Genomic DNA, 21,802 nt, shown 5'->3' on the forward strand with positions numbered 1-21,802 from the left:
TGAATGCGCCGCCGCCGTCGTGAAGACGGCGGCGGCCGTTTTCATCCGTCCTTTTCGAAGCAGGTGATTCATATGAGCACTGTTCAGGAAACCCTGGCACTGAAAGATCCGTCGCTGTTCCGCCAGCAGGCGTACGTCAACGGCGAATGGCAAGGCGCGACGAACGGCGAGACGTTCGACGTCCGCAACCCGGCCACCGGCGGCCTGCTCGGCACCGTGCCGGCGATGGGCGCGGCCGAGACACGTCACGCGATCGACGCCGCGAACGCCGCCTGGCCGGCATGGCGCAAGAAGACCGCGAAGGAGCGTGCGGTCATCCTGCGCAAGTGGCACGACCTGATGATGGAAAACGCCGACGACCTCGCGCTGATCCTGACGACCGAGCAAGGCAAGTCGCTGGCCGAAGCGAAGGGCGAGATCGGCTACGCGGCGTCGTTCCTCGAATGGTTCGCCGAGGAAGGCAAGCGCGTGTACGGCGACACGATCCCGACGCCGGCGAGCGACAAGCGCATCGTCGTGACGAAGGAAGCGATCGGCGTATGCGCGGCGATCACGCCGTGGAACTTCCCGGCGGCGATGATCACGCGCAAGGTCGGCCCGGCGCTCGCGGCCGGCTGCCCGATCGTCGTGAAGCCGGCCGAGGCCACGCCGTTCTCCGCGCTCGCGATGGCGGTGCTCGCCGAGCGCGCGGGCGTGCCGGCCGGCGTGTTCAGCGTCGTCACGGGCGACCCGAAGGCGATCGGCGGCGAGCTGACGTCGAACCCGATCGTGCGCAAGCTGTCGTTCACGGGCTCGACGCCGGTCGGCCGCCTGCTGATGGCGCAATGCGCGGCGACGGTCAAGAAGGTGTCGCTGGAGCTCGGCGGCAACGCGCCGTTCATCGTGTTCGACGACGCCGATCTCGATGCGGCCGTGCAGGGCGCGATCGCGTCGAAGTACCGCAACAGCGGCCAGACGTGCGTGTGCACGAACCGCTTCTACGTGCACGAAGCCGTATACGACCAGTTCGCGCAGAAGCTCGCGGCGGCCGTCGGCCAGCTGAAGGTCGGCCGCGGCACGGAGCCGGGCGTCACGCAGGGCCCGCTGATCAACGAAGCGGCCGTGCTGAAGGTCGAGGCGCACATCGAGGACGCGCTCGCGAAGGGCGCGACCGTCGTGACGGGCGGCAAGCGCCATGCGCTCGGCCACGGCTTCTTCGAGCCGACCGTGCTGACGGGCGTCACGCCGGCGATGAAGGTCGCGAAGGAAGAAACGTTCGGGCCGCTCGCGCCGCTGTTCAAGTTCGGCAGCGACGACGAAGTGATCCGCCTCGCGAACGACACCGAGTTCGGCCTCGCCGCGTACTTCTACAGCCGCGACATCGGTCGCGTGTGGAAGGTGGCCGAAGCGCTCGAATACGGGATGGTCGGCGTGAACACGGGCCTGATCTCGAACGAAGTCGCGCCGTTCGGCGGCGTCAAGCAGTCGGGCCTCGGCCGCGAAGGCTCGCACTACGGCATCGACGACTACGTCGTGATCAAGTACCTCTGCCTGGCCGTCTGACGGTTCGGGGCCGGTCGCTTCCCGGCGACAGGCCCTCGCCGCCCGGCCGGAACCGGGCGGCCCGACGCGGGCCGGCGCCTCTCCGTCGCGCCCGCGTCACCCTCCCTTCCCCGCGATCAGCGGAATACGTTCACCGCCTCGACCAGCCGCGTCGCCTGCTGCTTCAGGCTTTCCGACGCCGCCGTGCTCTGTTCGACGAGCGCCGCGTTCTGCTGCGTGATGTTGTCCAGGTGCACGACCGCCTGGTCGACCTGCGCGACACCCGTGCTCTGCTCGGCCGTCGACGAGCTGATCTCCGCAATCAGATCCGACACGCGCTTCACCTGCGTGACGATGTCCTCCATCGTCTTGCCCGCGCCATCGACGATCCGCGCACCCGACTCGACCCGCTCGACACTGGCGCCGATCAGCGTCTTGATCTCCTTCGCCGCGTTCGCGCTGCGCTGCGCGAGCGCCCGCACCTCGCCGGCGACCACCGCGAAACCGCGCCCCTGATCGCCCGCGCGCGCCGCCTCGACCGCCGCATTCAACGCGAGGATGTTGGTCTGGAACGCGATGCCGTCGATCACGCCGATGATGTCCGCGATCTTGCGGGAGCTGTCGGTGATGTCGTTCATCGTCGCGACGACTTCGTTCACCGCCTGCCCGCCGCGCCCGGCCGCCTCGCTCGCGGACACGGACAACTGATTCGCCTGCAGCGCCGTCTCCGCATTGCTCGACACGGTCGCCGTCATCTCGGCCATCGACGCGGCCGTCTGCTGCACGCTGGTCGACGCCTGCTCGGTGCGCGCGCTCAGGTCGTTGTTGCCTTGCGCGATCTCGTTGCTCGCGCGCTGCACGTTCAGCACCTGTTCGCTGACGTCGTCGACGAGCCAGCGGAACATCAACCCGAGCTGGTTGATCGTGCGCAGCGTCATGCCGATCTCGTCGACCCGGTTCATCCGCACGCCGCTGCGGCTCTCGCCGGTCGCCACGCGCAACGCCTCGTCGCGCAACTGTCGAAGCGGCCGCACGATCTGCGCGTCGAGCCACAGCCCGGCCGCCGCCGTCACGCCGATCGCCGCGCCGGCGAACGCCGCGAGCCCGCCGCCGGTCAACCCGCCCGCCCAGCCGGCGCCGATGACCGCCGGCGCGAGCACGCATAGCGTCGACACCAGCCGGGCGCGCACCGACATCGTCTGGAACAGCGACGCGACGCGCATCGCGCCCGTGCGCACGATCAATCCCTTGTGGAACCGGCGGCTGCCGGCCTTGCCTTCGCGGAAATCGCGATACAGCGCCTCGGCGGCCGCGATCTCGTCGCGCGTCGCCTTCGTGCGCACCGACATGTAGCCTTTCGGCTGCCCGTTACGCATCACCGGAATCGCGTTCGCGCGCACCCAGTAGTGATCGCCGTTCTTGCGGCGGTTCTTCACGAGCGCGGTCCACGGCTCGCCGCCCTTGAGCGTCGCCCACATGTCGGCGAACGCCTCCTTCGGCATGTCCGGGTGACGCACCACGTTGTGCGGCTGGCCTTCGATTTCCTCGGGAGAAAAGCCGCTGACCTGGATGAACGCCGCGTTCGCGTACGTGATGTAGCTGTCGGCATCGGTCGTCGACATCAGCGTCGCATCATCGGCAAATTCGAATTCGCGTTGCGTGACGGGCTGGTTGTTGCGCATGGTGTGGAGCTCCGGGTGGCGGATCTTGCGTCCGCTCGTCGATTGATTCGAGACTCCGCGCATGGCGATCGATTCGCATGCGTGTGAGTCGGGCTCCTGCACTTTCGGCACATTCGACGAAAACATTATGCCGTATTCGGGTAAATATGCATTAAATATGAATCAACTTGTTTTTACCGAATAATTTGTTCACGGATAAAACGCAACGCCTTGTCCGACAATGGTTTTCCGGCCATTCGTCTGATTATTGCCCGTCGTGATTTCGGCGTGATTGAATACACGAACAGTCAATTGGAAATAAGAATATTTCTCATTTTTCGCCGTTCGACCCAATCCTCAACCCTGGATAAGCGCTGGGCGCGACATCCGGCATTCATCGATCGAACCCGCACGTCGCGCCCCCTTTCGGCATCATCTGAATACGTTCACCGCATCCACGAGCCGCGTCGCCTGCTGCTTCAGGCTCTCCGACGCCGCCGTGCTCTGTTCGACGAGCGCCGCGTTCTGCTGCGTGATGTTGTCCAGGTGCACGACCGCCTGGTCGACCTGCGCGACACCCGTACTTTGCTCGGCCGTCGACGAGCTGATCTCCGCAATCAGATCCGACACGCGCTTCACCTGCGTGACGATGTCCTCCATCGTCTTGCCCGCGCCATCGACGATCCGCGCACCCGACTCGACCCGCTCGACACTCGCGCCGATCAGCGTCTTGATTTCCTTCGCGGCGTTCGCGCTGCGCTGCGCGAGCGCGCGCACCTCGCCGGCGACCACCGCGAAACCACGACCCTGTTCGCCCGCACGCGCCGCCTCGACCGCCGCGTTCAGCGCGAGGATGTTGGTCTGGAACGCGATGCCGTCGATCACGCCGATGATGTCGGCAATCCTGCGCGAGCTGTCGGTGATCTCGCTCATCGTCGCGACGACCTCGCTGACCGCCTGCCCGCCGCGCTCGGCCGCCTCGCTCGCGGACACGGACAGCTGATTCGCCTGCAGCGCCGTCTCCGCATTGCTCGACACGGTGGCCGTCATCTCGGCCATCGACGCGGCCGTTTCCTGCACGCTCGACGCAGCCTGCTCGGTGCGCGCGCTCAGGTCGTTGTTGCCCTGCGCGATCTCGTTGCTCGCGCGCTGCACGTTGTGCACCTGCTCGCTGACGTCGTCGACGAGCCAGCGGAACATCAGCCCGAGCTGGTTGATCGTGCGCAATGTCATGCCGATCTCGTCGACGCGATTCATCCGCACGCCGCGCCGGCTCTCGCCGGTCGCGACGTTCAGCGCCTGCTCGTGCAGCCGTTTCAGCGGTTGCACGATCTGCGCGTCGAGCCACCAGCCGGCGGCCGCCGCCACGCCGACCGTCACGCCGGCAAACGCCGCGAGCCCGCCGCCGGCCAGCCCGCAGGCCCAGCCCGCGCCGACGACCGCCGGCGCCAGCACGCACAGCGCCGAATGCACGCGTGCGCGCACCGACATCGTCTGCGACAGCGATGCGAGCCGCAGCAGCCCGGTACGGATGACGAGCCCCTTGTGGAACCGGCGCCGGCCGGCCTTGCCTTCGCGAAACGCGCGATACAGCGCTTCCGCGGCCTGGGTCTCGTCGTGCGGCGCCTTCGTGCGCACCGACATGTAGCCTTGCGGCGCGCCGTTGCGCATCACCGGAATCGCGTTCGCGCGCACCCAGTAGTGATCGCCGTTCTTGCGGCGGTTCTTCACGAGCGCGGTCCAGGGCTCACCGCGCCTGAGCGTCGCCCACATGTCGGCGAACGCCTCCTTCGGCATGTCCGGGTGACGCACCACGTTGTGCGGCTGGCCGACGAGCTCTTCGTTCGAGAACCCGCTTACCTGCGCGAACGTCGTGTTTGCGTAGGTGATGATGCTGTCGGCATCGGTGGTCGACATCAGCGTGACGTCGTCGGGAAAATCGAATTCCTGTTGGGTAACGGGCTGGTTGTTGCGCATGCAAGGCTCCGAAAGGCGGATCTGTCGTCCGCGCCGCGCTGAAGTCGCGCTCAGTAGCCGAAAAACGGTTGATCGCTTTACGACACTCTCGTCCTTACTGTCGGCAATTCATCGGAAAACCTTAATCCCGTTGCGCACAAAACAGGCAATTCGGCCATTACCATGATTTCGATCAAATAATCCGGCGATAATCCCGACACGCGTTTATCAACTTGTCACAACGCGCGGCCCGATGCGCCAATGCCAGCATCCGTTGCGCGCGGCGAAACGATTTGACTTATCCTGCTCCATTCCACCTGAATTCGAATTCCATGAAAAAGGCATTGCATGAACTGAATCGGCTGTCCTGGAATACGGCGACGGTCGCGCATAACAGCCATAAAGGCGATCAGGCTGCATTTTTCCGCAATGGCGGCTCGACGCTGTTTCCGGAAGAACGCGAACTGCTCGGCGATCTCACCGGTCTGCGGCTCTTGCACCTGCAATGCAACGCGGGGCAGGACACGCTGAGCCTCGTGCGCGACGGCGCGGATGCAACCGGCGTCGACATCTCCGACGAGGCGATCGACTTCGCGCGGCGACTGTCGGCCGACGCGGGCCTGCCCGCGCGGTTCGAGCGCGCCGACGTACTCGACTGGATGCCCGAAGCCGCCGCGCGCGGCGAGCGCTTCGATCGCGTGTTCACGTCGTACGGCGCGATCTGCTGGCTGTCCGACCTGAGCGCATGGGCGCGCGGGATCGCCTCGCTGCTCGCACCGGGTGGCCGCTTCGCGATGATCGAGTTCCACCCGTTCTCACTGTATTTCGACGAACAGTGGCAACCGCGCTACGACTACTTCAAGAGCGACGCGACCGAGGAACCCGCGGGCGTCGGCGATTACGTCGCGGCGTCCGGCACGGGGCTCGGCGCGCAGCACGACCACCCGGGCATCGTCGATTTCGCGAACCCGCATCCGAGCTACGAGTTCATGTGGGGCATCGGCGACGTGGTGAATGCGCTGATCTCGGCCGGGCTCACGATCGAGCGCCTGAACGAATATCCGTACGCGAACGGCTGGAAGGGCTTCGACGGCATGCGCGAGCTGGAGGGCCGCCGGATGGTGCCGCCCGAAGGCATGCCGCGCCTGCCGTTGATGTACGCAATCGCCGCGCAGCGGGCGGCCGCATGACGCGCCGCACCGCCGCCGAACGCGACGCGCTGTCGGCCCGCCTGCTGGCCCGCGACGACGTGCCGCTCGTGTGGACCATCGACCGCCGCGAAATCATCGAGCACCTGTACGTGCTGCGCGACGGCGCGCTGCATCTCGTGCCCGAGTTCTACGACGTGGCCGGCTGGCCCGACGGCGAAGCCGATCACTACACGCCAATCCTGCTCGACTGCCACGACCGCGGCGGCTGGTTTCTCGGCCGGTTCGACGGCACGCGGCTCGTCGCGGCCGTCGTCGTCGACAGCCGGCCGCTCGGCCCGCGGCGCGACATGCTGCAGCTGAAATTCCTGCATGTGAGCCACGACTGGCGCGGCTGCGGGCTCGGCGTACAGCTCTATCGCGCGGCGCAGGTGCAGGCACGTGCAATGGGCGCCGAGCGCCTGTATGTGTCGGCCACGCCGTCGCGGCACACGATCGACTTCTACCTGCGGCTCGGCTTCACGGTCAGCATGGCGCCCGATCCCGAGCTTTACGCGCTCGAGCCCGAGGACATTCACCTCGAAGGGCCGACGGCCTGACGGCCCGGCACGCGGATGACGCGTAGAATTTTTCGCTCTGCCACAACCCCCATCGACCGTCACGGAGCGCGACATTGAACCACGAGCCGCCACCGCCCGCCCCGCCGAAGATCCTCGTCAGCATGTGCGTGGTCGGCCATCCGGTGCGTTACAACGGCGCGGCGAAGACCGCCGCGCACGAAGCGCTCGAACGCTGGCAACGCGAAGGGCGGCTCGTGGCCGTCTGCCCCGAACTTGCGGGCGGCCTCGGCGTGCCGCGCCCGCCTGCCGAGATCGCCGGCGGCGCATCGGGGCAGCAGGTGCTGTCGGGCCACGCACGTATCGTCGACGTGAACGGCACCGACGTGACGACCCCGTTCGTTGCCGGCGCGCAAACCGCGCTGGCCCTCGCGCTGGCACACGATTGCCGCTTCGCGATCCTCGCCGACGGCAGCCCGTCGTGCGGCAGCACGTTCATTTACGACGGAAGTTTCGAGAACCGGCGCCACGCGGGCGCCGGCGTCACGGCGGCGCTGCTGCGCGCGCATGGCATCGAGGTGTTCGCGGACACCGAGATCGACGCCCTCGACGCGCGGCTCAGGCAAGCGTCGCAGGCCGGTTAACGACGATGGGCGGCACGAGACACCTCGTGCCGCCCATCGTGGCGGAAACGGCGCAGCGGTCAAGCGGCGCGGATCCGGCCGCGCACCGCCCGCATCACCGCATTACGCCGCTCAGACGCGTTCGATCGCGATCGCGATGCCCTGGCCGACGCCGATGCACATCGTGCACAGCGCGAAGCGGCCGTTCGTGCGATGCAACTGGTACATCGCGGTCGTCACGAGGCGCGCGCCCGATGCGCCGAGCGGGTGGCCGAGCGCGATCGCGCCGCCGTTCGGATTCACGCGCGGATCGTCATCGGCGACGCCGAGCATGCGCAGCACCGCGAGACCTTGCGACGCGAACGCTTCGTTCAGCTCGATCACATCGAACTGGTCGATCGTCATCCCGAGCCGCGCGAGCAGCTTCTGCGTAGCCGGCGCCGGGCCGATGCCCATCACGCGCGGCGCGACGCCGGCCGTCGCGATCCCCAGCACGCGGGCGCGCGGCGTCAGGCCGAAGCGCTTCGCGGTTGCCTCGTTCGCCAGCAGCAGCGCGGCGGCGCCGTCATTGACGCCCGACGCGTTGCCGGCCGTCACCGAGCCGTCCGGGCGCACGACGCCCTTCAGCTTCGCGAGCGCTTCGAGCGACGTCTCGCGCGGATGCTCGTCGCGCGACACGATCACCGGATCGCCCTTCTTCTGAGCAATCATGACCGACACGATTTCTTCGGCCAGCGTGCCGTCCTGCTGCGCCCGCGCGGCCTTCTGCTGGCTGCGCAGCGCGAACAGGTCCTGATCCGCGCGGCTGACGTTGTAGTCGACCGCGACGTTCTCGGCGGTTTCCGGCATCGAATCGACGCCGTGCAGCTGTTTCATCAACGGATTGACGAAGCGCCAGCCGATCGTCGTGTCGTAGATGTCGGCCTGGCGCGCGAACGCGCTCGCAGCCTTGCCCATCACGAACGGCGCGCGCGTCATGCTCTCGACGCCGCCCGCGACCATCAGCGCGGCTTCGCCCGACTTGATCGCGCGCGCGGCCACGCCGACCGCGTCCATCCCGGAACCGCACAGGCGGTTGATCGTCGAACCCGGCACGCCCTCCGGCAAGCCCGCCAGCAGCGCCGACATGCGTGCCACGTTACGGTTGTCCTCGCCGGCCTGGTTCGCGCAGCCGTAGATCACGTCGTCGATCGCCGTCCAGTCGACGTCGCGGTTGCGCTCAACGAGCGCCTTGAGCGGCACCGCGCCCAGATCGTCGGCGCGCACGCCGGACAGTGCACCACCGTAACGCCCGATCGGCGTACGGATCGCATCACACAGAAAAGCTTCGGTCATCAGTGTCTCCGGTCCCGTGAAAGGCTGGGAAATGAACAGGGCGCGCCCCTTGCATTGCCCGCCGGGATGCGCTTAAATGTTCTAAATACGAACATAAGATCGTGTATCGAACGTTCAACGCATCATAGGGAGTGCGGGGACGACCTGTCAAGGGCACGGTCGGCCAGGCGGTTGGCGTGTCGGGCCCCATGCGCTATCTTCTCGGCTGCACGACATTCCAGGCGCTCATGACAACCGACGATATTCAGACGAAACCCGGCGACTCCTATGTGCAGTCGTTCGCGCGCGGCCTCGCGGTGATCCGCGCGTTCGACGCGGCACGCCCGGAACAGACGCTCACCGAGGTCGCATCGGCCACCGGCCTCACGCGCGCGGGCGCGCGCCGGATCCTGCTCACGCTGCAGACGCTCGGCTACGTCGAGGCCGACGGCCGGCTGTTCCGGCTCACGCCGAAGATCCTCGAGCTCGGCTTCGCGTATCTCACGTCGATGCCGTTCTGGAATCTCGCCGATCCGGTGATGGAGCAACTGTCCGCGCAGATCCACGAAAGCTGCTCGGCCGCGGTGCTCGACCGCACCGAGATCGTCTACGTACTGCGCGTGCCGACCCGCAAGATCATGACGATCAACCTGTCGATCGGTAGCCGGCTGCCTGCATACTGCACGTCGATGGGCCGCGTGCTGCTGTCCGCGCTCGACGATGCGACGCTCGACGACACGCTCGCGCAGAGCGCCATCCGCGCGCACACGCCGCGCACGATCACCGACATCGGCGAACTGAAGGCGGCGATCGCGCAGGTGCGCCAGCAGGGCTGGGCCGTGGTCGACCAGGAACTCGAAGTGGGGCTGATGTCGCTGTCCGCGCCGATCCGCAACCGGCGCGGGCAGGTCATCGCCGCGATGAACATCAGCGGCAACGCGCAGCGGCATACCGCGAAGCAGATGGTGAAGGAGTTTCTCGGGCCGCTGCAGCAGGCCGCGCAGACGGTATCGGAGCTGGTGGCGCGACGTGGCTGAGCACCCTGCCCGATCGTCGTATCCGTGACACGACAAGTCACCGAACAAAAAAAGACGGGCGGCACAGGCCGCCCGCTCAAACTCTGATCTCTGCAACGTTCTTCTCACGGAACACGGAGCGCACTCCGCGTCGCACAATTTAGTAACGCGCTCGAACACGGTCAATCTGACGAGAACGAAATTGCATCGCGTCGGCAGGCCACCGCCTCGTTCACGCGCCCAGCAGCATCCCCTTTCGCACCGGCACCGTGCCCGTCACGCGGCCGAGCGGCGCGCCGGCCGTCACGAAGCGGATCGCGCGGCGCATGTAGAACACGCCATCGGTCGCGCTCGAGATCGTCGTGACCGCATCCGTCAGCGGATCGACGATGTCGAACAGCGGATCGCCCGCACGGATCGTCGCGCCGATCGCCGCGCGGTGCACGAGGATCCCGCTCACCGGCGCATAAAACTGCTCGCTGCCCGCGAGCGGCGTGGCCGGCGCGGCCAGCGGCGGCAGCGGCGCGCGTTCGCCGTGCACCGCGCCGCACCACACGAGATAGTCGACGAGCGCGCCGGCGTCGCGTTGCGCGTATTCGTACGTCACGTCGCGCTGGCCGCGGCACTCGACCGTCACGGCCACGGTGCCGGCCGCCATCGGCGTGCCGTCCGGCAAATACGCGCGCAACCGTGACCACAGCAGATGATGGGCATCGTCGAACGCATGGCCGCCCGAATCCTCGGCGAGCAGAGACACCTCGGCGCCGAGATAACGCGCGAGCGGCTCGACCTCCGGCCACGCGGTATCGCTCGTGTAGACGTGCATCACCGCTTCGAGCGAGCAATGCAGGTCGATCACGACGTCGGCGTCGTGCGACAGCTTCAGCAGCGCCAGCTGCAGCGCATCGAATTCGGTGCGCGGCGCGATTTCGTCGAGCGCCGCGCCGACGCATTCGCGCACGATCGCGCGATTGCGCGCGCCGTCGTCGCCCAGCCGGTCGCGCGCACGCGCGGCGATCTCCGCGAGCGGCAGGAAGCCGCGATTGAAGTTGCGGCCGCTCGCGAGATCGAACCGGCCGATGAACTGCCCGAGCAGATGATGATTGAGGCCGATCGGGTTCGACACCGGCACGAGCACGATTTCGGCCGCGAGCCGCCCTTCGGCGTCGAGCTGCGCGAGGCGCTGCTTGAGCACGACCGCCGCGAGCATCGCGGGTGTCTCGTCCGCGTGCAGCGCGGCCTGCAGGTAGATCTTGCGGCCGCTGTCGGCCGGCCCGAAATGAAAGCTCGTCAGCGTGCGTTGCGTGCCGATCGACGGCGACAGGAGCGGCGTGGTGCGAATCTGCATCGAGGGTCTCGAATGGATGAAAGCAGGGAATCGGGGCAACGGGCCGGCACGGCGCTCAGTCGCCGTACGGGTTGAAATCGAAATACTGCTTCGCGATCCGGTTGTACGTGCCGTCCTTCAGCATCGACGCGATCGCGCCGTCGATCGACGCCTTCAGCGCGGTATCGGACTGCCGCATGCCGATGCCGACGCCGCGATCGCCCATGTCGAGCGGCGCGCCGACGAATGCGAAACCCTTGCCGCGCGGCTGGCGCAGGAACCCGTAATCGGCTTCCACGGTGCCGAGCAGCGCCGCGTCCAGGCGGCCGTTGACGAGATCGGCGAACACGTCGTCCTGGCTCTTGTACGGCACCACGCCGACGCCGGCCGGCGCCCAGTGCGCGAGCGCCCACGATTCGAATTGCGTGCCGGACTGCACGCCGACGCGCTTGCCGGCCAGCGACGCCGCCGTGCCGTCGAGCCCGCTGCCGGGTCGCGCGACGAGCCGCGACTTGAAGCGGAACAGCTTCGACGAGAACAGGATCTGCTTCTCGCGCTTCGCGGTGATCGCCATCGACGACAGGATCGCGTCGATCTTGCGCGCCTGCAACGCGGGGATCATCCCGGAGAATTCGAGCTCGACCCACTGGCAGCGCAACTGCGCGCGGCGGCAGATTTCGTTGCCGAGATCGACGTCGAAGCCCTTCAGGCTGCCGTCGGGCGCCTTCGCGTCCATCGGCGGATACGTCGGGTCGATGCCGAGTCGCACCACGGGCGCATCGAGCGCGGACGCGGACGTGGCGGCCAGGCCAATGCACAGGGAAACGAGCGGGGCAAGGAAACGTTTCATGGTCGACGATAGGCAGGAAAAGGAACGAACGGCATGAGCCGGACTGCCTGCGATCGTAGAAGCCCGCGGCCAGCGCCGGAACCATCGGCTGACTTATCATGATCGGTATTTCCGATCACCGGCCTCGCTGCTTCCCATGGCGTTCACGCTGTCCCAGCTCCGCATCTTCCAGGCCGTCGTCGAGCACGGCAGCCTGCGCGCGGCCGCCCGCGCGCTCGATCTCGCGCAAAGCGGCGTCACGCAGCAACTGCAGGGCCTCGAGGCGACGCTCGGCGCGACGCTGTTCACGCGTACGAACCGCGGGATCGTGCCGACGGCCGTCGGCCAGCGGCTGCTCGCGCGGTCCGGTGCGATCCTCGGCGAATGCGAGCAGGTCGAGCGGGAAATCCGTCAGTTGAGCGGCGCCTACGAAGGCACCGTCACGCTCGGCCTCGTGACCGAGCCGCTGATCGACGCGTTCGCGCCGGTGCTGACCGCGTTCCGCGCGCGCTTCGACAAGGTGGACGTGCACCTGCGCACCGGCACGTCGCGGATGATGATCGGCTGGCTGCGCGAAAGCGCGGTCGATTTCGCGATCGCGCTGGTCGCGAAGCAGACCGACACGACCGATCTCGCGGTCACGCCGCTGCGCACGTCGGCGCCGGTGGTCGTGTGCCGCAACGGGCACCCGGCGATGCATGCGCAATCGCTCGCCGAGCTGGCCGCCTATGGATGGGTGTCCACGCGCTCGCCGAACCTGAGCGCCGACCCGGTCGTCAACCGGCTGCTTGCGTACTTCGACGCGCACGGCCAGCCGCCGCCGAAGATTCTCGCGACCGTCGAGGGGATGTTCGAGACGCTGCAGATCGTCACGCAGACCGATTCGCTCGCGCTCGAAACCGAAGCGATCACGCGGCACGGGCCGTTCGCCGGCGCGCTCGCGAAGATATCGGTGCGCGAACGGGCCGACGCGCAGGACGTGTGCCTGCTGCAGCGCGCGGCCGTGCCGCTGACGCCGGCCGCGCAGGAACTCGCGACGATGCTCGCGTCGTATCTGAGGGTCGTGCGCGGGCGGTAAGCGCATCGGGCCGCGTCGCGGCCCGCATCGCGCCTCGCACGTCAGTCCAGCGATTCCCGCGCCGTCTCGCGCAGCATCGCGACCGCGACCAGCGACAGCACCACGCACGCGGCCACGTAGCCGGCCGGCGCGAGCTTGCTGCCGGTCGTCTTCACGAGCCAGGTCGCGATCAGCTGCGCGGTGCCGCCGAAGATCGTCACCGCGAGCGCATACGCGATCGAGATCCCCGTCGCGCGCACGTGGCGCGGCAGCGACTCGCACATCAGCGCCATTTCCGATGCGGAGCCGAGCGAATAGAACAGCAGCATCAGCGCGGTCAGCGGCAGGATCACCGACAGCGTCGGATGATGGTTCATCAGCCAGAACGCCGGGAACAGCAGCGCGACCAGCACGCCGCGGCCGACGAAGATCGGCAGGCGGCGGCTGCCGAGCCGGTCCGACAGCCAACCGAACAGCGGGCACGTGACCAGCATCACGCAGCCCGACGCGACGCCGACGAACATCGACAGCTTCATCGGCAGGCCGAGCGTATGGATCGCGTAGGTCGGCATGTAGAAGGTCAGGATGTAGGTCGACACCGTGCCGCCCATCACCGTGAGCATCAGCAGCAACACCGTGCGCGTGTGCTTCGAGAACAGTTCGTGCAGCACGCCGCGCTCGATGCCGTGATGGCGGTCGCCGGGCGCATCGTCCGCGAGCCGGCGGCGCAAAAACATCCCGACTGGCGCGATCAGCACGCCGACGAGAAACGGCAGCCGCCAGCCCCAACCTTCCAGCGCATCCTTCGTCATCGTGTTCGACAGCAGCGCTGCGAAGCCCGAGCCCATCAGCGCGGCGCCGCCCTGCGTCGCGAGCTGCCAGCTCGCGCGGAACCCGCGACGCGACGTGCCGCCCTGTTCGAGCAGCGTCGACGTCGCCGCGCCGAATTCGCCGCCCTGTGAGAAACCCTGCAGCAAGCGCGCGAACACGACGAGCAGCGGCGCGGCGACGCCCACCTGCGCATAGGTCGGCGCGATCGCGATCAGGCCGGTGCCGAGCGCCATCAGCATGATCGTCAGGTTCAGCGCGGCCTTGCGTCCCTTGCGGTCCGCGTAGACGCCGAGCACGACGCTGCCGAGCGGCCGCGTGAAGAAGCCGGCGGCGAACGTCGCGACCGACAGCAGCAGCGACGTGGTCGGGTCGCTCGACGGGAAGAACAGCTTGCCGATCAGCACCGCGAAGAAGCCGTACACGGTGAAATCGAAGAATTCCAGCCAGTTGCCGATCACGGCCGCGGCGATCGCGCCGCGCCGCGTGACGGCAGGCGCGCCCGGCGCGCCGGTGTCGGCGGCGTCCGTCGTCGCGGGGTGCAGCGCGAGATGGTCCTTCTGCATCGCTATCCTCTCCTGTCAATGCGGCCGGAAGCGCCGGCCGCGCGCCGCCGCCGCGATCACTGTCCGAGGTAACGCTCGACGAGGCGCGTCCAGAACGCCGCGCCGATCGGCAGGTTGCGATCGTTGAAGTCGTATTTCGGGTTGTGCACCATGCAGCCGTCCTCGCCTTCGCCGTTGCCGAGCCGCACGAACGAGCCCGGTCGCTGCTGCAGCATGAACGCGAAATCCTCGCTGCCCATCAGCAGGTCGGCCTGCTCGACCACGTGCGCATCGCCGACGAGTTCGCGCGCGACCTGCGCGGCGAAATCCGTTTCGGCATCCGTATTGACGACGACCGGATAGCCTTCGATGTACTCGACGTTGGCAGTCGCACCGTAGCTCGCGGCCTGCGTTTCGGCCAGCTCGGTGATGCGGCGCTTGAGCAGCGCGCGCACGTCGGGGCTGAACGAACGCACGCTGAGCTCGAGGCGCGCACCGTTCGGAATCACGTTGTTCGCGGTGCCCGCGTGCATCGAGCCGACCGTGACGACCGCCGGCTGCGACGGGTCGACGTTGCGCGCGACGATCGTCTGCAGCGCCATCACGATGCTCGCCGCGACGACGACCGGATCGACCGTGAGGTGCGGCCGCGCCGCGTGGCCGCCGACGCCTTCGATCGTGATGATCGCCTTGTCGCCCGCCGACATGAACGGGCCGCGCCGCGTGAGGAATACGCCGGGCGCCGCGCCCGGATGGTTGTGCATGCCGAACACCGCATCGCACGGGAAACGCTCGAACAGGCCGTCGTCGATCATCTTCTTCGCGCCGCTGTCGACGCCGTGCTCTTCCGCCGGCTGGAAATACAGGTGCACGGTGCCCGAGAAGTGGCGCGTCTTCGCGAGATGCTGGGCGGCGCCGAGCAGCATCGTGGTGTGGCCGTCGTGGCCGCATGCGTGCATCTTGCCGTGCGTGCCGCTCGCATACGGCAGGCCGGTCGCCTCGACGATCGGCAGCGCGTCCATGTCCGCGCGAATGCCGATGCTGCGCGTGCCGTCGCCCACCCTCAGCGTGCCGACGACACCCGTCTTGCCGACGCCGCGCGTCACCTGCCAGCCCCATTGCTCGAGCTTGTCCGCGACGAGCGCGGCCGTGTCGTGCTCTTCGTACGCGAGTTCGGGGTGGTGATGGATGTGGTGACGGATCTCGCGCAGCCCGCCGGCGGCGGGCATCAGATCCTCGACTTCGGTGAAGCGGGTATCGGTGGTCATCAAGGGGCTCCTGCCGTTTGTCTGCGCACGCCGCGGATGCGTGCGGGAAAGCGAGCCACTATAGCGAGCCGATATCGGTTCAAGAAGATGCGGAATTTTTCACCGTGATAAGTGTTTTTAATCAGGGTTAATACGGGGCTTCGGTCCGGCTCGCGTCGCTTTCGATGAGATGCGAATACAGGCATCCGATGCAGCACCCGTCACGCCACGCCGAATCTCGCGTCGGCATTGCCGGCACTTCAAGCCTCGGATGCCGACGTGACCAACATGTCGATCAAGTTGCGGGACGCGGCCGACAGGCGGCGATGCGGCGCATAGACGACCGAAAACGGCCGTGTGCGACCGCGCAGATGGGGCAGCACTTCGACGAGATGTCCGGCCTGGATCCGATCCTGAACGATGAAGTCGTAGGTCTGGCATATACCGGCGCCGCTCTGCGCCATCGACACGACACCGAGTACATCGTCGGACACCGCGACGTTCGAAGCCGGCAGCCAATCGATGTCCTGATCGCCGTCGCGGAATACCCAGGGCGCGATACGGCCGCTGCTGGGCAGCATGAACGGCAAACAAAGATGGTGCTCCAGGTCCGCCACATTTCCGGGCGTGCCGGCGTGCGCGACATACTCGGGCGACGCGACCAGGCACAGTGCCGCATCCTCGAGCTTGCGCGCGACCAGACCGCTGTCCGGCAATTCGCCCAGACGGATCGCCAAGTCGAAGCCCTCGGCCACGAGATCCACGTTCCGGTTCGCGATGTTCAACTCCACGCGAACGTGCGGGTGTTCCCGCGTGAACCGCCGAAGCAGCGGCGGCAGACGATAGTGCCCGTACGTCGTGGGTACGCTCAGCCGGACATGGCCGGTCAAGGTACCGCCGTGCCCCTGAATGGCCCGCTCGGCGTCATCGATCAGCAGGAACGCCGCGCGCGATTGTTCCAGATAGAGCCGGCCGTGCTCCGTCAGGCTCAACCGCCGCGTGGAGCGACGCAGCAACTGCGTGCCCAACCGGGCTTCCAGGCGTGTGATGGCCCGGCTCAACACGGAAGGCGTGCTGCCCAATGCCACCGCGCCGGCAGTCATCGAGCCTTTTTCGACCACCGTCACGAATGCTTCCACGTCACCGAGATGGTCGAATTTGCGCGCCATCTTGTCCTCCAAAGAACAAAAGCTTTACTTTTCCGCCAGTTTATCTCCGCGAACGAGCCAAATAAAGTGCGTGCGTCGTGACTGCATCGTCGAGTCACCCATTGAAATCCAGGAGCACAGCATGAATGGCGAACATCGCGACCGGCAGGATCTGTCGGTTCTATTCGTACTCACGAGCCACGCAAGGAAAGGCTCGACCGGCGAGCCGACCGGTTTCTATCTCGGCGAAGTGACGCATCCGCTGGCCGAACTCGACGCGGCCGGCATTCCCGTCGAATTCGCATCGATTCAGGGCGGTGAACCGCCCGTCGACGGGCTCGATCTCGATGACGAAATCAACGCCCGGTATTGGAGCGATGCCGCGTTCCGAGACGCACTGCGCCACACGCAGCGGCTCGGCGACGTCGACGCGTCGAAATATGCGGCGGTCTTCTTTGCCGGCGGTCATGGCGCAATGTGGGATTTTCCCCGCAACGCCGACGTGGAGAAGGTGACGCGCACGATCTATGAAGCGGGTGGCGTGGTTGGTGCCGTATGTCACGGCCCGGCCGCACTGGTCGACGTGAAGTTCGACGACGGTACCTATCTCGTCGCCGGAAAGAATCTGAGCGCATTCACGGACGAAGAAGAACGGGCGGTCCAGCTCGATCGCGTGGTCCCCTTCCTGCTCGCGAGTACGTTGAGGCAGCGTGGCGCACTTCACGATCCCGCACCGAACTGGACCGCGAAGGTCGTCGTCGACGGACGGCTCGTGACCGGCCAGAACCCGCAGTCGGCTTCCGGCGTGGGCGCCGCGATGCGTCATCTGTTGCTCACCCGTTCACGACAAGCCTGAAACTTCCCGATGGAGAAAGCGATGTATTCGATGCGCAAGCTCGCCGTTGCGGCAATCCTCGGCATTGCCGCATACGGCGCCCACGCTGCCAACGTGCTTGTGGTGTTGTCGGATTCCGACCACCTCGACCTGAAGGACGGCAAGGTCTTCGCGACGGGCTTCTACCTGAACGAGCTGATGCAGCCCGTCAAGGCGCTGCTCGATGCCGGCCACCAGGTGACCTTCGCGACGCCGGAGGGCAAGGCGCCGACGCTGGACGTCACGTCGGCCGACAAGATGTACTTCAACGGCGACGAAAACGCGATGCGCGACTACCGCGCGTTGCTCGACCGGCTGCAAATCACGTCGCGCGCGCACTCCCCGGTGATCAGCCTGTCGCGGGTGGAGCAGATCGGTTACGCGCACTTCGATGCCGTCTATGTTCCCGGCGGCCATGCGCCGATGCAGGACCTGTTGACCAGTGCCGCCGTCGGCAGATTGCTGGCCGACTTTCACGCGCGCGGCAAGACCACTGCGCTCGTTTGCCACGGCCCGATTGCGCTGCTGTCGACCCTGCCCGATGCGCCGGGCTTCACGCGAAAGCTCGCGGCGGGAAACGCGGGCGACGGCGACACGAAATGGATCTATGCCGGTTACCGGATGACGGTGATCAGCAACGCGGAAGAAGAGCAAGCCAAAGGGCTGCTCGGCGGCGGCGCGATGAAGTTCTATCCGCAGATCGAATTGCAACGCGCGGGTGGCGTTTATAGCAGCAACGAGGTGCCGTTTACCGCGCACATGGTGACCGATCGCGAATTGATCACCGGACAGAATCCGGCGTCGGCGCTGGACGTCGCCAGCGAAATGCTGAAGCGGCTCAAGTAATGCCGTGCAACGGACCGGCCGTGCTGGTTCCTCGATGAGTAAAGTAAAGGAGAAGCAAACCGTGGATCTGCAACTTGAAGGAAAAACCGCGATCGTCACCGGCGCCACCGCCGGCATCGGGATGGCGATCGCGCGTACATTGGCATCGGAAGGCGTCGCGGTCACGATCACAGGGCGGCAACGAGACAAGCTCGACGCAGCCGTCGCCGAGCTCTCTGCTGCCGCGCCGCGCGGCAGCGTACGCGGAATCGTCGCCGACGTAAGCGGTGAGCGAGGCGTCGCGGCACTGATCGGTGCACAGCCGGACACGGATATTCTCGTGAACAATCTCGGCTACTACGAAGCGAAGCCGTTCGCGGAAATCACCGATGACGACTGGTTGCGAATGATCGACGTCAACGTGATGTCGGGTGTCAGGCTGTCACGGCATTACTTTCCTCGCATGCTTGCGAAGAACTGGGGGCGTGTGATCTTCATGTCCAGCGAAGTCGGTGCGTTCACGCCGCCGGACATGGTGCACTACGGTGTCAGCAAATCGGCCCAACTCGCGGTCTCGCGCGGTATGGCCGAACTGACGAAGGGAACCGGCGTGACCGTCAACAGCGTACTGCCGTCCGCCACGCGATCCGAAGGCATCGTCGCGTATCTTCGGCAAACCGCGCCTCGGCCCGATATGACCGATGCGGAAATCGAATCGCACTTCTTCGGCACGTATCGTCCAAGCTCGCTGATCGCCCGCATGATCGAGGCCGACGAGATTGCCGCGATGGTGGCGCTGCTTGCCAGTCCTTTGGGCGCGGCATCCAATGGCGCCGCGGTGCGCGTCGAGGGCGGCACCTACCGGTCGATTCTCTGAGCCGCAGGCCGCTTGTGGGCGCACATGCCTGCGGCGCCGTCGACGCGCGCGTCTGGCCGGATACCGCGCGACGCGGTCGGCGGTAGCCGCCGCCGAGCAGCCGCTGGCTCCATCCGCCTTCAAACATATCCTCCGATTGCGGACGACATCGTTTCGTCAGCGGCTTCAAGCTTCCCGACCTCCTCCCCGCGCTATGCAAATCCGTACAACTTCGCCGGGTTCGTGACGAATATCCGCTGCTGCCAGTCCGGCCGCCCGATCCAGCCGGCGATCACGTCCAGCAAGCTTGCGTCGTCCGGCTTGTCCGTCTTCTGCGTCGGGTGCGGCCAGTCGGTGCCCCACAGCATGCGTTCCGGCGCCATGTCGATCAGCGCCTTCGCGACCGGCGCGACGTCGTCGTAGGCGGGCGCGCCCGTCCTGCTGTCGACGTACGGCCCCGACAACGTGATCCACGTATGGCCCTTTTCCACGAGGCGTTGCGCGGTACGAAACGCGGCCGACGACAGCCCGCCGGGCTGCGGCACATGCGCGATATGGTCGATGACGAGCGGGCAAGGCAGCGCTGCAAGATGCGGCTCCAGCTCCGGCAGCCGCGCACCCTGCACCACCAGCTCGATGTGCCATCCGAGGTTCGCGATGCGCGCGGCGAGCGGCGCCAGCATGTCGAGTGTCGTCGCACCCGGATAGCTGAGGTTGAAGCGGATCGCACGGATGCCGCCGCGATCGAGCATCCGAAGTTCGTCGTCGCTCACGGTACCGTCGACCACCGCCACGCCACGCGCGTCGGCGCCGAACTGCGCGATCGCCGCCAGCGTGCAGCGATTGTCTGTCCCGTACGTCGACGGCGTCACGACCACGTTGCGCTTCACGCCGATACGCGCCAGCACGCTTCGGTATTGCGCGACGGTCGCATTCGGCGGGCGCAGCGTCGTGCCCGGCGCGACCGGAAACCGGTCGTCGTAGACGTGCATGTGACAGTCGATCGCCCCGTCGGGCAACCGGAACGCCGGCCGTCCGGTGCCGCTCGACCACGTTTCGTCGGCCGCGGCCAGCCTCGGCAATGCAGCCGAAGCCAGCGCGGCGCCGGCGATCCGGAGGAATTCACGTCTCGCGATGCGCGCCATGATCAGATGGTCCCCGTCTTGCCGACCAGCTTGCCGGCCGCATGATTGCGCGTGAGCAGCAGCAGCGTCGCGACGCTCACGAGCGTGAGGATCGCGAGCGGCATCAATGCGAGCGCGTAGCTGCCCGTCGCCGCCTTCACCCACCCGTATACGTTCACCATCAGCCCGCCGCCGAGCAGGTTCGCGATGGCATTGACCGTCGCGAGCCCGGCCGCCACGGTGCTGTTGGACAGCATGTCGGTCGCGAGCGCCCAGAACGGGCCCTTGAACGAATACGCGCCGACCAGCACCGCGCAGAGCATGCAGATCGTGGGCAGCAGCGATCCGCTCAGCGACGTCGCGAACAGGCCCACGCCGATCAGCAGCATCGGCACGACCGTGTGCCAGCGGCGTTCGCCGAGGCGGTCCGAGCGCCGGCCCCAGTAAACCATCAGGATCGAGGCCACCGCGTACGGCACCGAGTTCAGCAGGCCGGTTTCCATGACGGTCAAGCCGAACGACTTCAGCAACTGCGGCTGCCACACGGACAGCGTGCTGCCTGCCGCGGAAGCACACGTGTCGACGAGCGCGAGGCACAGCACATAGCGGTTGCGGAACAGTTGCGCAAGCGGCAACGACGGCACCTTCTTGCGCGTCTTGTGGCCGGCGGCCAGCGCGTTCGAGAGCCACGCGCGCTCGTCGTCGTCGAGCCACCTCGCGTTCTCCGGCTTGTTCGTCAGCATGAACAGGCACGCGATGCCGAGCAGCACCGTGGGAATGCCTTCGAGGATGAACAGCCAGTGCCAGCCGCGCAGGCCCCAGACGCCGTCCATCTGCAACAGCAGCGCGGAGATCGGCGAGCCGATGAAGCTCGCGGCCGGAATCGCGACCATGAACGTCGCGACGATCCGCGCGCGGTACTGCGCGGGAATCCAGTACGACAAATACAGCAGCACGCCCGGGAAGAAGCCGGCCTCGGCCGCGCCCAGCAGGAAACGCAGCACGTAGAACGTCGTCGCGTTGTGCACGAGCGCGGTCGCCGCCGACACGATGCCCCACGTGATCATGATCCGCGCGATCCAGATTCGCGCGCCGTATTTCTGCAGCGCGAGATTGCTCGGCACTTCGAAAAAGAAGTACGAAATGAAGAACAGGCTGCTGCCGAAACCGAAGACCTGCGCCGACATCCCGAGGTCATGGTTCATCTGCAGCGACGCCATCCCCACGTTGCCCCGGTCGATGAAGGCAAGCAGGTAGCAGATCATCAAGAAGGGAATGAGTCGCCAGACGACCTTTCGTATGGTCCGGCGCTCGATCGCGGACGCTTCCATGAAACCGGCTTGCAT

General features: G+C 66.8%; 19 protein-coding genes. 9 read left to right on the plus strand and 10 right to left on the minus strand.

All coding sequences use genetic code 11. From position 1 onward, the window contains the following. Nucleotides 1-72: 72 nt before the first annotated feature. Complete coding sequence (gene gabD, locus DTA15_RS03720) at nucleotides 73-1,542, plus strand: NADP-dependent succinate-semialdehyde dehydrogenase (RefSeq protein WP_012493582.1); 1,470 nt, start codon at nucleotides 73-75, stop codon at nucleotides 1,540-1,542. 116 nt (nucleotides 1,543-1,658) lie between these two features. On the opposite strand, the gene DTA15_RS03725 is transcribed toward gabD, so the two are convergent. Next, the gene (locus DTA15_RS03725) at nucleotides 1,659-3,203 is read right to left on the minus strand and encodes a methyl-accepting chemotaxis protein (protein ID WP_006494226.1); all 1,545 of its coding nucleotides are present in this window, start codon (nucleotides 3,201-3,203) and stop codon (nucleotides 1,659-1,661) included. Between the two features lie 411 nt (nucleotides 3,204-3,614). Beyond that, nucleotides 3,615-5,159 (minus strand): methyl-accepting chemotaxis protein, encoded by a 1,545-nt coding sequence (locus DTA15_RS03730; RefSeq protein ID WP_012493584.1) that lies wholly within the window; start codon nucleotides 5,157-5,159, stop codon nucleotides 3,615-3,617. Between the two features lie 311 nt (nucleotides 5,160-5,470). Here DTA15_RS03730 and DTA15_RS03735 point away from each other — a divergent pair, with 311 nt between their 5' ends. The 3 genes from DTA15_RS03735 to DTA15_RS03745 all read left to right on the plus strand — a co-directional run bounded on the left by DTA15_RS03735 (nucleotide 5,471) and on the right by DTA15_RS03745 (nucleotide 7,487). Next, nucleotides 5,471-6,328 carry a class I SAM-dependent methyltransferase gene (locus DTA15_RS03735; protein WP_006493383.1) on the plus strand — a complete coding sequence of 286 codons (858 nt, stop codon included), beginning with the start codon at nucleotides 5,471-5,473 and terminating at the stop codon, nucleotides 6,326-6,328. After that, nucleotides 6,325-6,885: a GNAT family N-acetyltransferase gene (locus DTA15_RS03740; RefSeq protein WP_006482619.1), complete on the plus strand. Its 561-nt coding sequence runs from the start codon at nucleotides 6,325-6,327 to the stop codon at nucleotides 6,883-6,885. Before DTA15_RS03735 ends, DTA15_RS03740 begins: the two co-directional genes overlap by 4 nt. Nucleotides 6,886-7,007: 122 nt before the next feature. Further along, on the plus strand, nucleotides 7,008-7,487 hold the full coding sequence (locus DTA15_RS03745) for a 2-thiouracil desulfurase family protein (protein ID WP_425127181.1): 480 nt from the start codon (nucleotides 7,008-7,010) through the stop codon (nucleotides 7,485-7,487). 111 nt (nucleotides 7,488-7,598) lie between these two features. Here DTA15_RS03745 and pcaF read toward each other — a convergent pair whose 3' ends face one another. After that, nucleotides 7,599-8,801, minus strand: a complete 1,203-nt coding sequence (gene pcaF / locus DTA15_RS03750; RefSeq protein ID WP_006482586.1) for a 3-oxoadipyl-CoA thiolase — start codon at nucleotides 8,799-8,801, stop codon at nucleotides 7,599-7,601. 227 nt (nucleotides 8,802-9,028) lie between these two features. Between pcaF and DTA15_RS03755 the strand changes: the two genes are divergently transcribed. Continuing rightward, nucleotides 9,029-9,817 carry an IclR family transcriptional regulator gene (locus tag DTA15_RS03755; RefSeq protein ID WP_006482577.1) on the plus strand — a complete coding sequence of 263 codons (789 nt, stop codon included), beginning with the start codon at nucleotides 9,029-9,031 and terminating at the stop codon, nucleotides 9,815-9,817. A 211-nt stretch (nucleotides 9,818-10,028) separates the two neighbouring features. Here the strand turns inward: DTA15_RS03755 and DTA15_RS03760 are convergent, their stop codons facing one another. Both DTA15_RS03760 and DTA15_RS03765 read right to left on the minus strand, forming a co-directional pair. Then, complete coding sequence (locus tag DTA15_RS03760; RefSeq protein WP_006482613.1) at nucleotides 10,029-11,144, minus strand: succinylglutamate desuccinylase/aspartoacylase family protein; 1,116 nt, start codon at nucleotides 11,142-11,144, stop codon at nucleotides 10,029-10,031. A gap of 55 nt (nucleotides 11,145-11,199) precedes the next feature. After that, nucleotides 11,200-11,973 carry a transporter substrate-binding domain-containing protein gene (locus DTA15_RS03765; protein WP_006482624.1) on the minus strand — a complete coding sequence of 258 codons (774 nt, stop codon included), beginning with the start codon at nucleotides 11,971-11,973 and terminating at the stop codon, nucleotides 11,200-11,202. 136 nt (nucleotides 11,974-12,109) lie between these two features. Here DTA15_RS03765 and DTA15_RS03770 point away from each other — a divergent pair, with 136 nt between their 5' ends. Beyond that, the gene (locus DTA15_RS03770) at nucleotides 12,110-13,030 is read left to right on the plus strand and encodes a LysR family transcriptional regulator (protein ID WP_006482592.1); all 921 of its coding nucleotides are present in this window, start codon (nucleotides 12,110-12,112) and stop codon (nucleotides 13,028-13,030) included. Nucleotides 13,031-13,071: 41 nt separating this feature from the next. Here DTA15_RS03770 and DTA15_RS03775 read toward each other — a convergent pair whose 3' ends face one another. The 3 genes from DTA15_RS03775 to DTA15_RS03785 form a co-directional block, all read right to left on the minus strand. Then, nucleotides 13,072-14,403, minus strand: coding sequence for an MFS transporter (locus DTA15_RS03775; RefSeq protein WP_006482620.1), 1,332 nt, complete (start codon nucleotides 14,401-14,403; stop codon nucleotides 13,072-13,074). A 56-nt stretch (nucleotides 14,404-14,459) separates the two neighbouring features. After that, the gene (locus DTA15_RS03780) at nucleotides 14,460-15,650 is read right to left on the minus strand and encodes a M20 aminoacylase family protein (protein WP_006482607.1); all 1,191 of its coding nucleotides are present in this window, start codon (nucleotides 15,648-15,650) and stop codon (nucleotides 14,460-14,462) included. 239 nt (nucleotides 15,651-15,889) lie between these two features. Next, nucleotides 15,890-16,798 (minus strand): LysR family transcriptional regulator, encoded by a 909-nt coding sequence (locus DTA15_RS03785; RefSeq protein WP_006493382.1) that lies wholly within the window; start codon nucleotides 16,796-16,798, stop codon nucleotides 15,890-15,892. Nucleotides 16,799-16,919: 121 nt separating this feature from the next. Between DTA15_RS03785 and DTA15_RS03790 the strand changes: the two genes are divergently transcribed. From DTA15_RS03790 to DTA15_RS03800, 3 genes are all read left to right on the plus strand, one after another. After that, a complete protein-coding gene (locus tag DTA15_RS03790; RefSeq protein WP_006482622.1) occupies nucleotides 16,920-17,633 on the plus strand; it encodes a type 1 glutamine amidotransferase domain-containing protein in 714 nt (237 codons plus the stop codon). Between the two features lie 9 nt (nucleotides 17,634-17,642). Continuing rightward, nucleotides 17,643-18,497: a type 1 glutamine amidotransferase domain-containing protein gene (locus tag DTA15_RS03795; protein ID WP_006482608.1), complete on the plus strand. Its 855-nt coding sequence runs from the start codon at nucleotides 17,643-17,645 to the stop codon at nucleotides 18,495-18,497. Between the two features lie 61 nt (nucleotides 18,498-18,558). Continuing rightward, on the plus strand, nucleotides 18,559-19,353 hold the full coding sequence (locus tag DTA15_RS03800; protein WP_006482610.1) for an SDR family NAD(P)-dependent oxidoreductase: 795 nt from the start codon (nucleotides 18,559-18,561) through the stop codon (nucleotides 19,351-19,353). A gap of 191 nt (nucleotides 19,354-19,544) precedes the next feature. Here DTA15_RS03800 and DTA15_RS03805 read toward each other — a convergent pair whose 3' ends face one another. Then, nucleotides 19,545-20,477 (minus strand): amidohydrolase family protein, encoded by a 933-nt coding sequence (locus tag DTA15_RS03805; protein ID WP_006482584.1) that lies wholly within the window; start codon nucleotides 20,475-20,477, stop codon nucleotides 19,545-19,547. A 2-nt stretch (nucleotides 20,478-20,479) separates the two neighbouring features. Next, complete coding sequence (locus DTA15_RS03810) at nucleotides 20,480-21,802, minus strand: MFS transporter (protein ID WP_006482588.1); 1,323 nt, start codon at nucleotides 21,800-21,802, stop codon at nucleotides 20,480-20,482.

It is taken from the genome of Burkholderia cenocepacia, assembly GCF_900446215.1.
Taxonomy (GTDB): Bacteria; Pseudomonadota; Gammaproteobacteria; order Burkholderiales; family Burkholderiaceae; genus Burkholderia; species Burkholderia cenocepacia.

Coding starts and splice junctions, on each gene's coding strand:
- DTA15_RS03745 (WP_425127181.1), top strand. CDS start 7,008: ATGTGCGTGGTCGGCCATCCGGTGCGTTACAACGGCGCGGCGAAGACC.
- DTA15_RS03755 (WP_006482577.1), top strand. CDS start 9,029: ATGACAACCGACGATATTCAGACGAAACCCGGCGACTCCTATGTGCAG.
- DTA15_RS03785 (WP_006493382.1), bottom strand. CDS start 16,798: ATGGCGCGCAAATTCGACCATCTCGGTGACGTGGAAGCATTCGTGACG.
- DTA15_RS03795 (WP_006482608.1), top strand. CDS start 17,643: ATGGAGAAAGCGATGTATTCGATGCGCAAGCTCGCCGTTGCGGCAATC.
- pcaF (WP_006482586.1), bottom strand. CDS start 8,801: ATGACCGAAGCTTTTCTGTGTGATGCGATCCGTACGCCGATCGGGCGT.
- DTA15_RS03725 (WP_006494226.1), bottom strand. CDS start 3,203: ATGCGCAACAACCAGCCCGTCACGCAACGCGAATTCGAATTTGCCGAT.
- DTA15_RS03735 (WP_006493383.1), top strand. CDS start 5,471: ATGAAAAAGGCATTGCATGAACTGAATCGGCTGTCCTGGAATACGGCG.
- DTA15_RS03770 (WP_006482592.1), top strand. CDS start 12,110: ATGGCGTTCACGCTGTCCCAGCTCCGCATCTTCCAGGCCGTCGTCGAG.
- DTA15_RS03805 (WP_006482584.1), bottom strand. CDS start 20,477: ATGGCGCGCATCGCGAGACGTGAATTCCTCCGGATCGCCGGCGCCGCG.
- DTA15_RS03760 (WP_006482613.1), bottom strand. CDS start 11,144: ATGCAGATTCGCACCACGCCGCTCCTGTCGCCGTCGATCGGCACGCAA.
- DTA15_RS03775 (WP_006482620.1), bottom strand. CDS start 14,403: ATGCAGAAGGACCATCTCGCGCTGCACCCCGCGACGACGGACGCCGCC.
- DTA15_RS03810 (WP_006482588.1), bottom strand. CDS start 21,802: ATGCAAGCCGGTTTCATGGAAGCGTCCGCGATCGAGCGCCGGACCATA.
- DTA15_RS03740 (WP_006482619.1), top strand. CDS start 6,325: ATGACGCGCCGCACCGCCGCCGAACGCGACGCGCTGTCGGCCCGCCTG.
- DTA15_RS03730 (WP_012493584.1), bottom strand. CDS start 5,159: ATGCGCAACAACCAGCCCGTTACCCAACAGGAATTCGATTTTCCCGAC.
- DTA15_RS03790 (WP_006482622.1), top strand. CDS start 16,920: ATGAATGGCGAACATCGCGACCGGCAGGATCTGTCGGTTCTATTCGTA.
- DTA15_RS03780 (WP_006482607.1), bottom strand. CDS start 15,650: ATGACCACCGATACCCGCTTCACCGAAGTCGAGGATCTGATGCCCGCC.
- DTA15_RS03765 (WP_006482624.1), bottom strand. CDS start 11,973: ATGAAACGTTTCCTTGCCCCGCTCGTTTCCCTGTGCATTGGCCTGGCC.
- gabD (WP_012493582.1), top strand. CDS start 73: ATGAGCACTGTTCAGGAAACCCTGGCACTGAAAGATCCGTCGCTGTTC.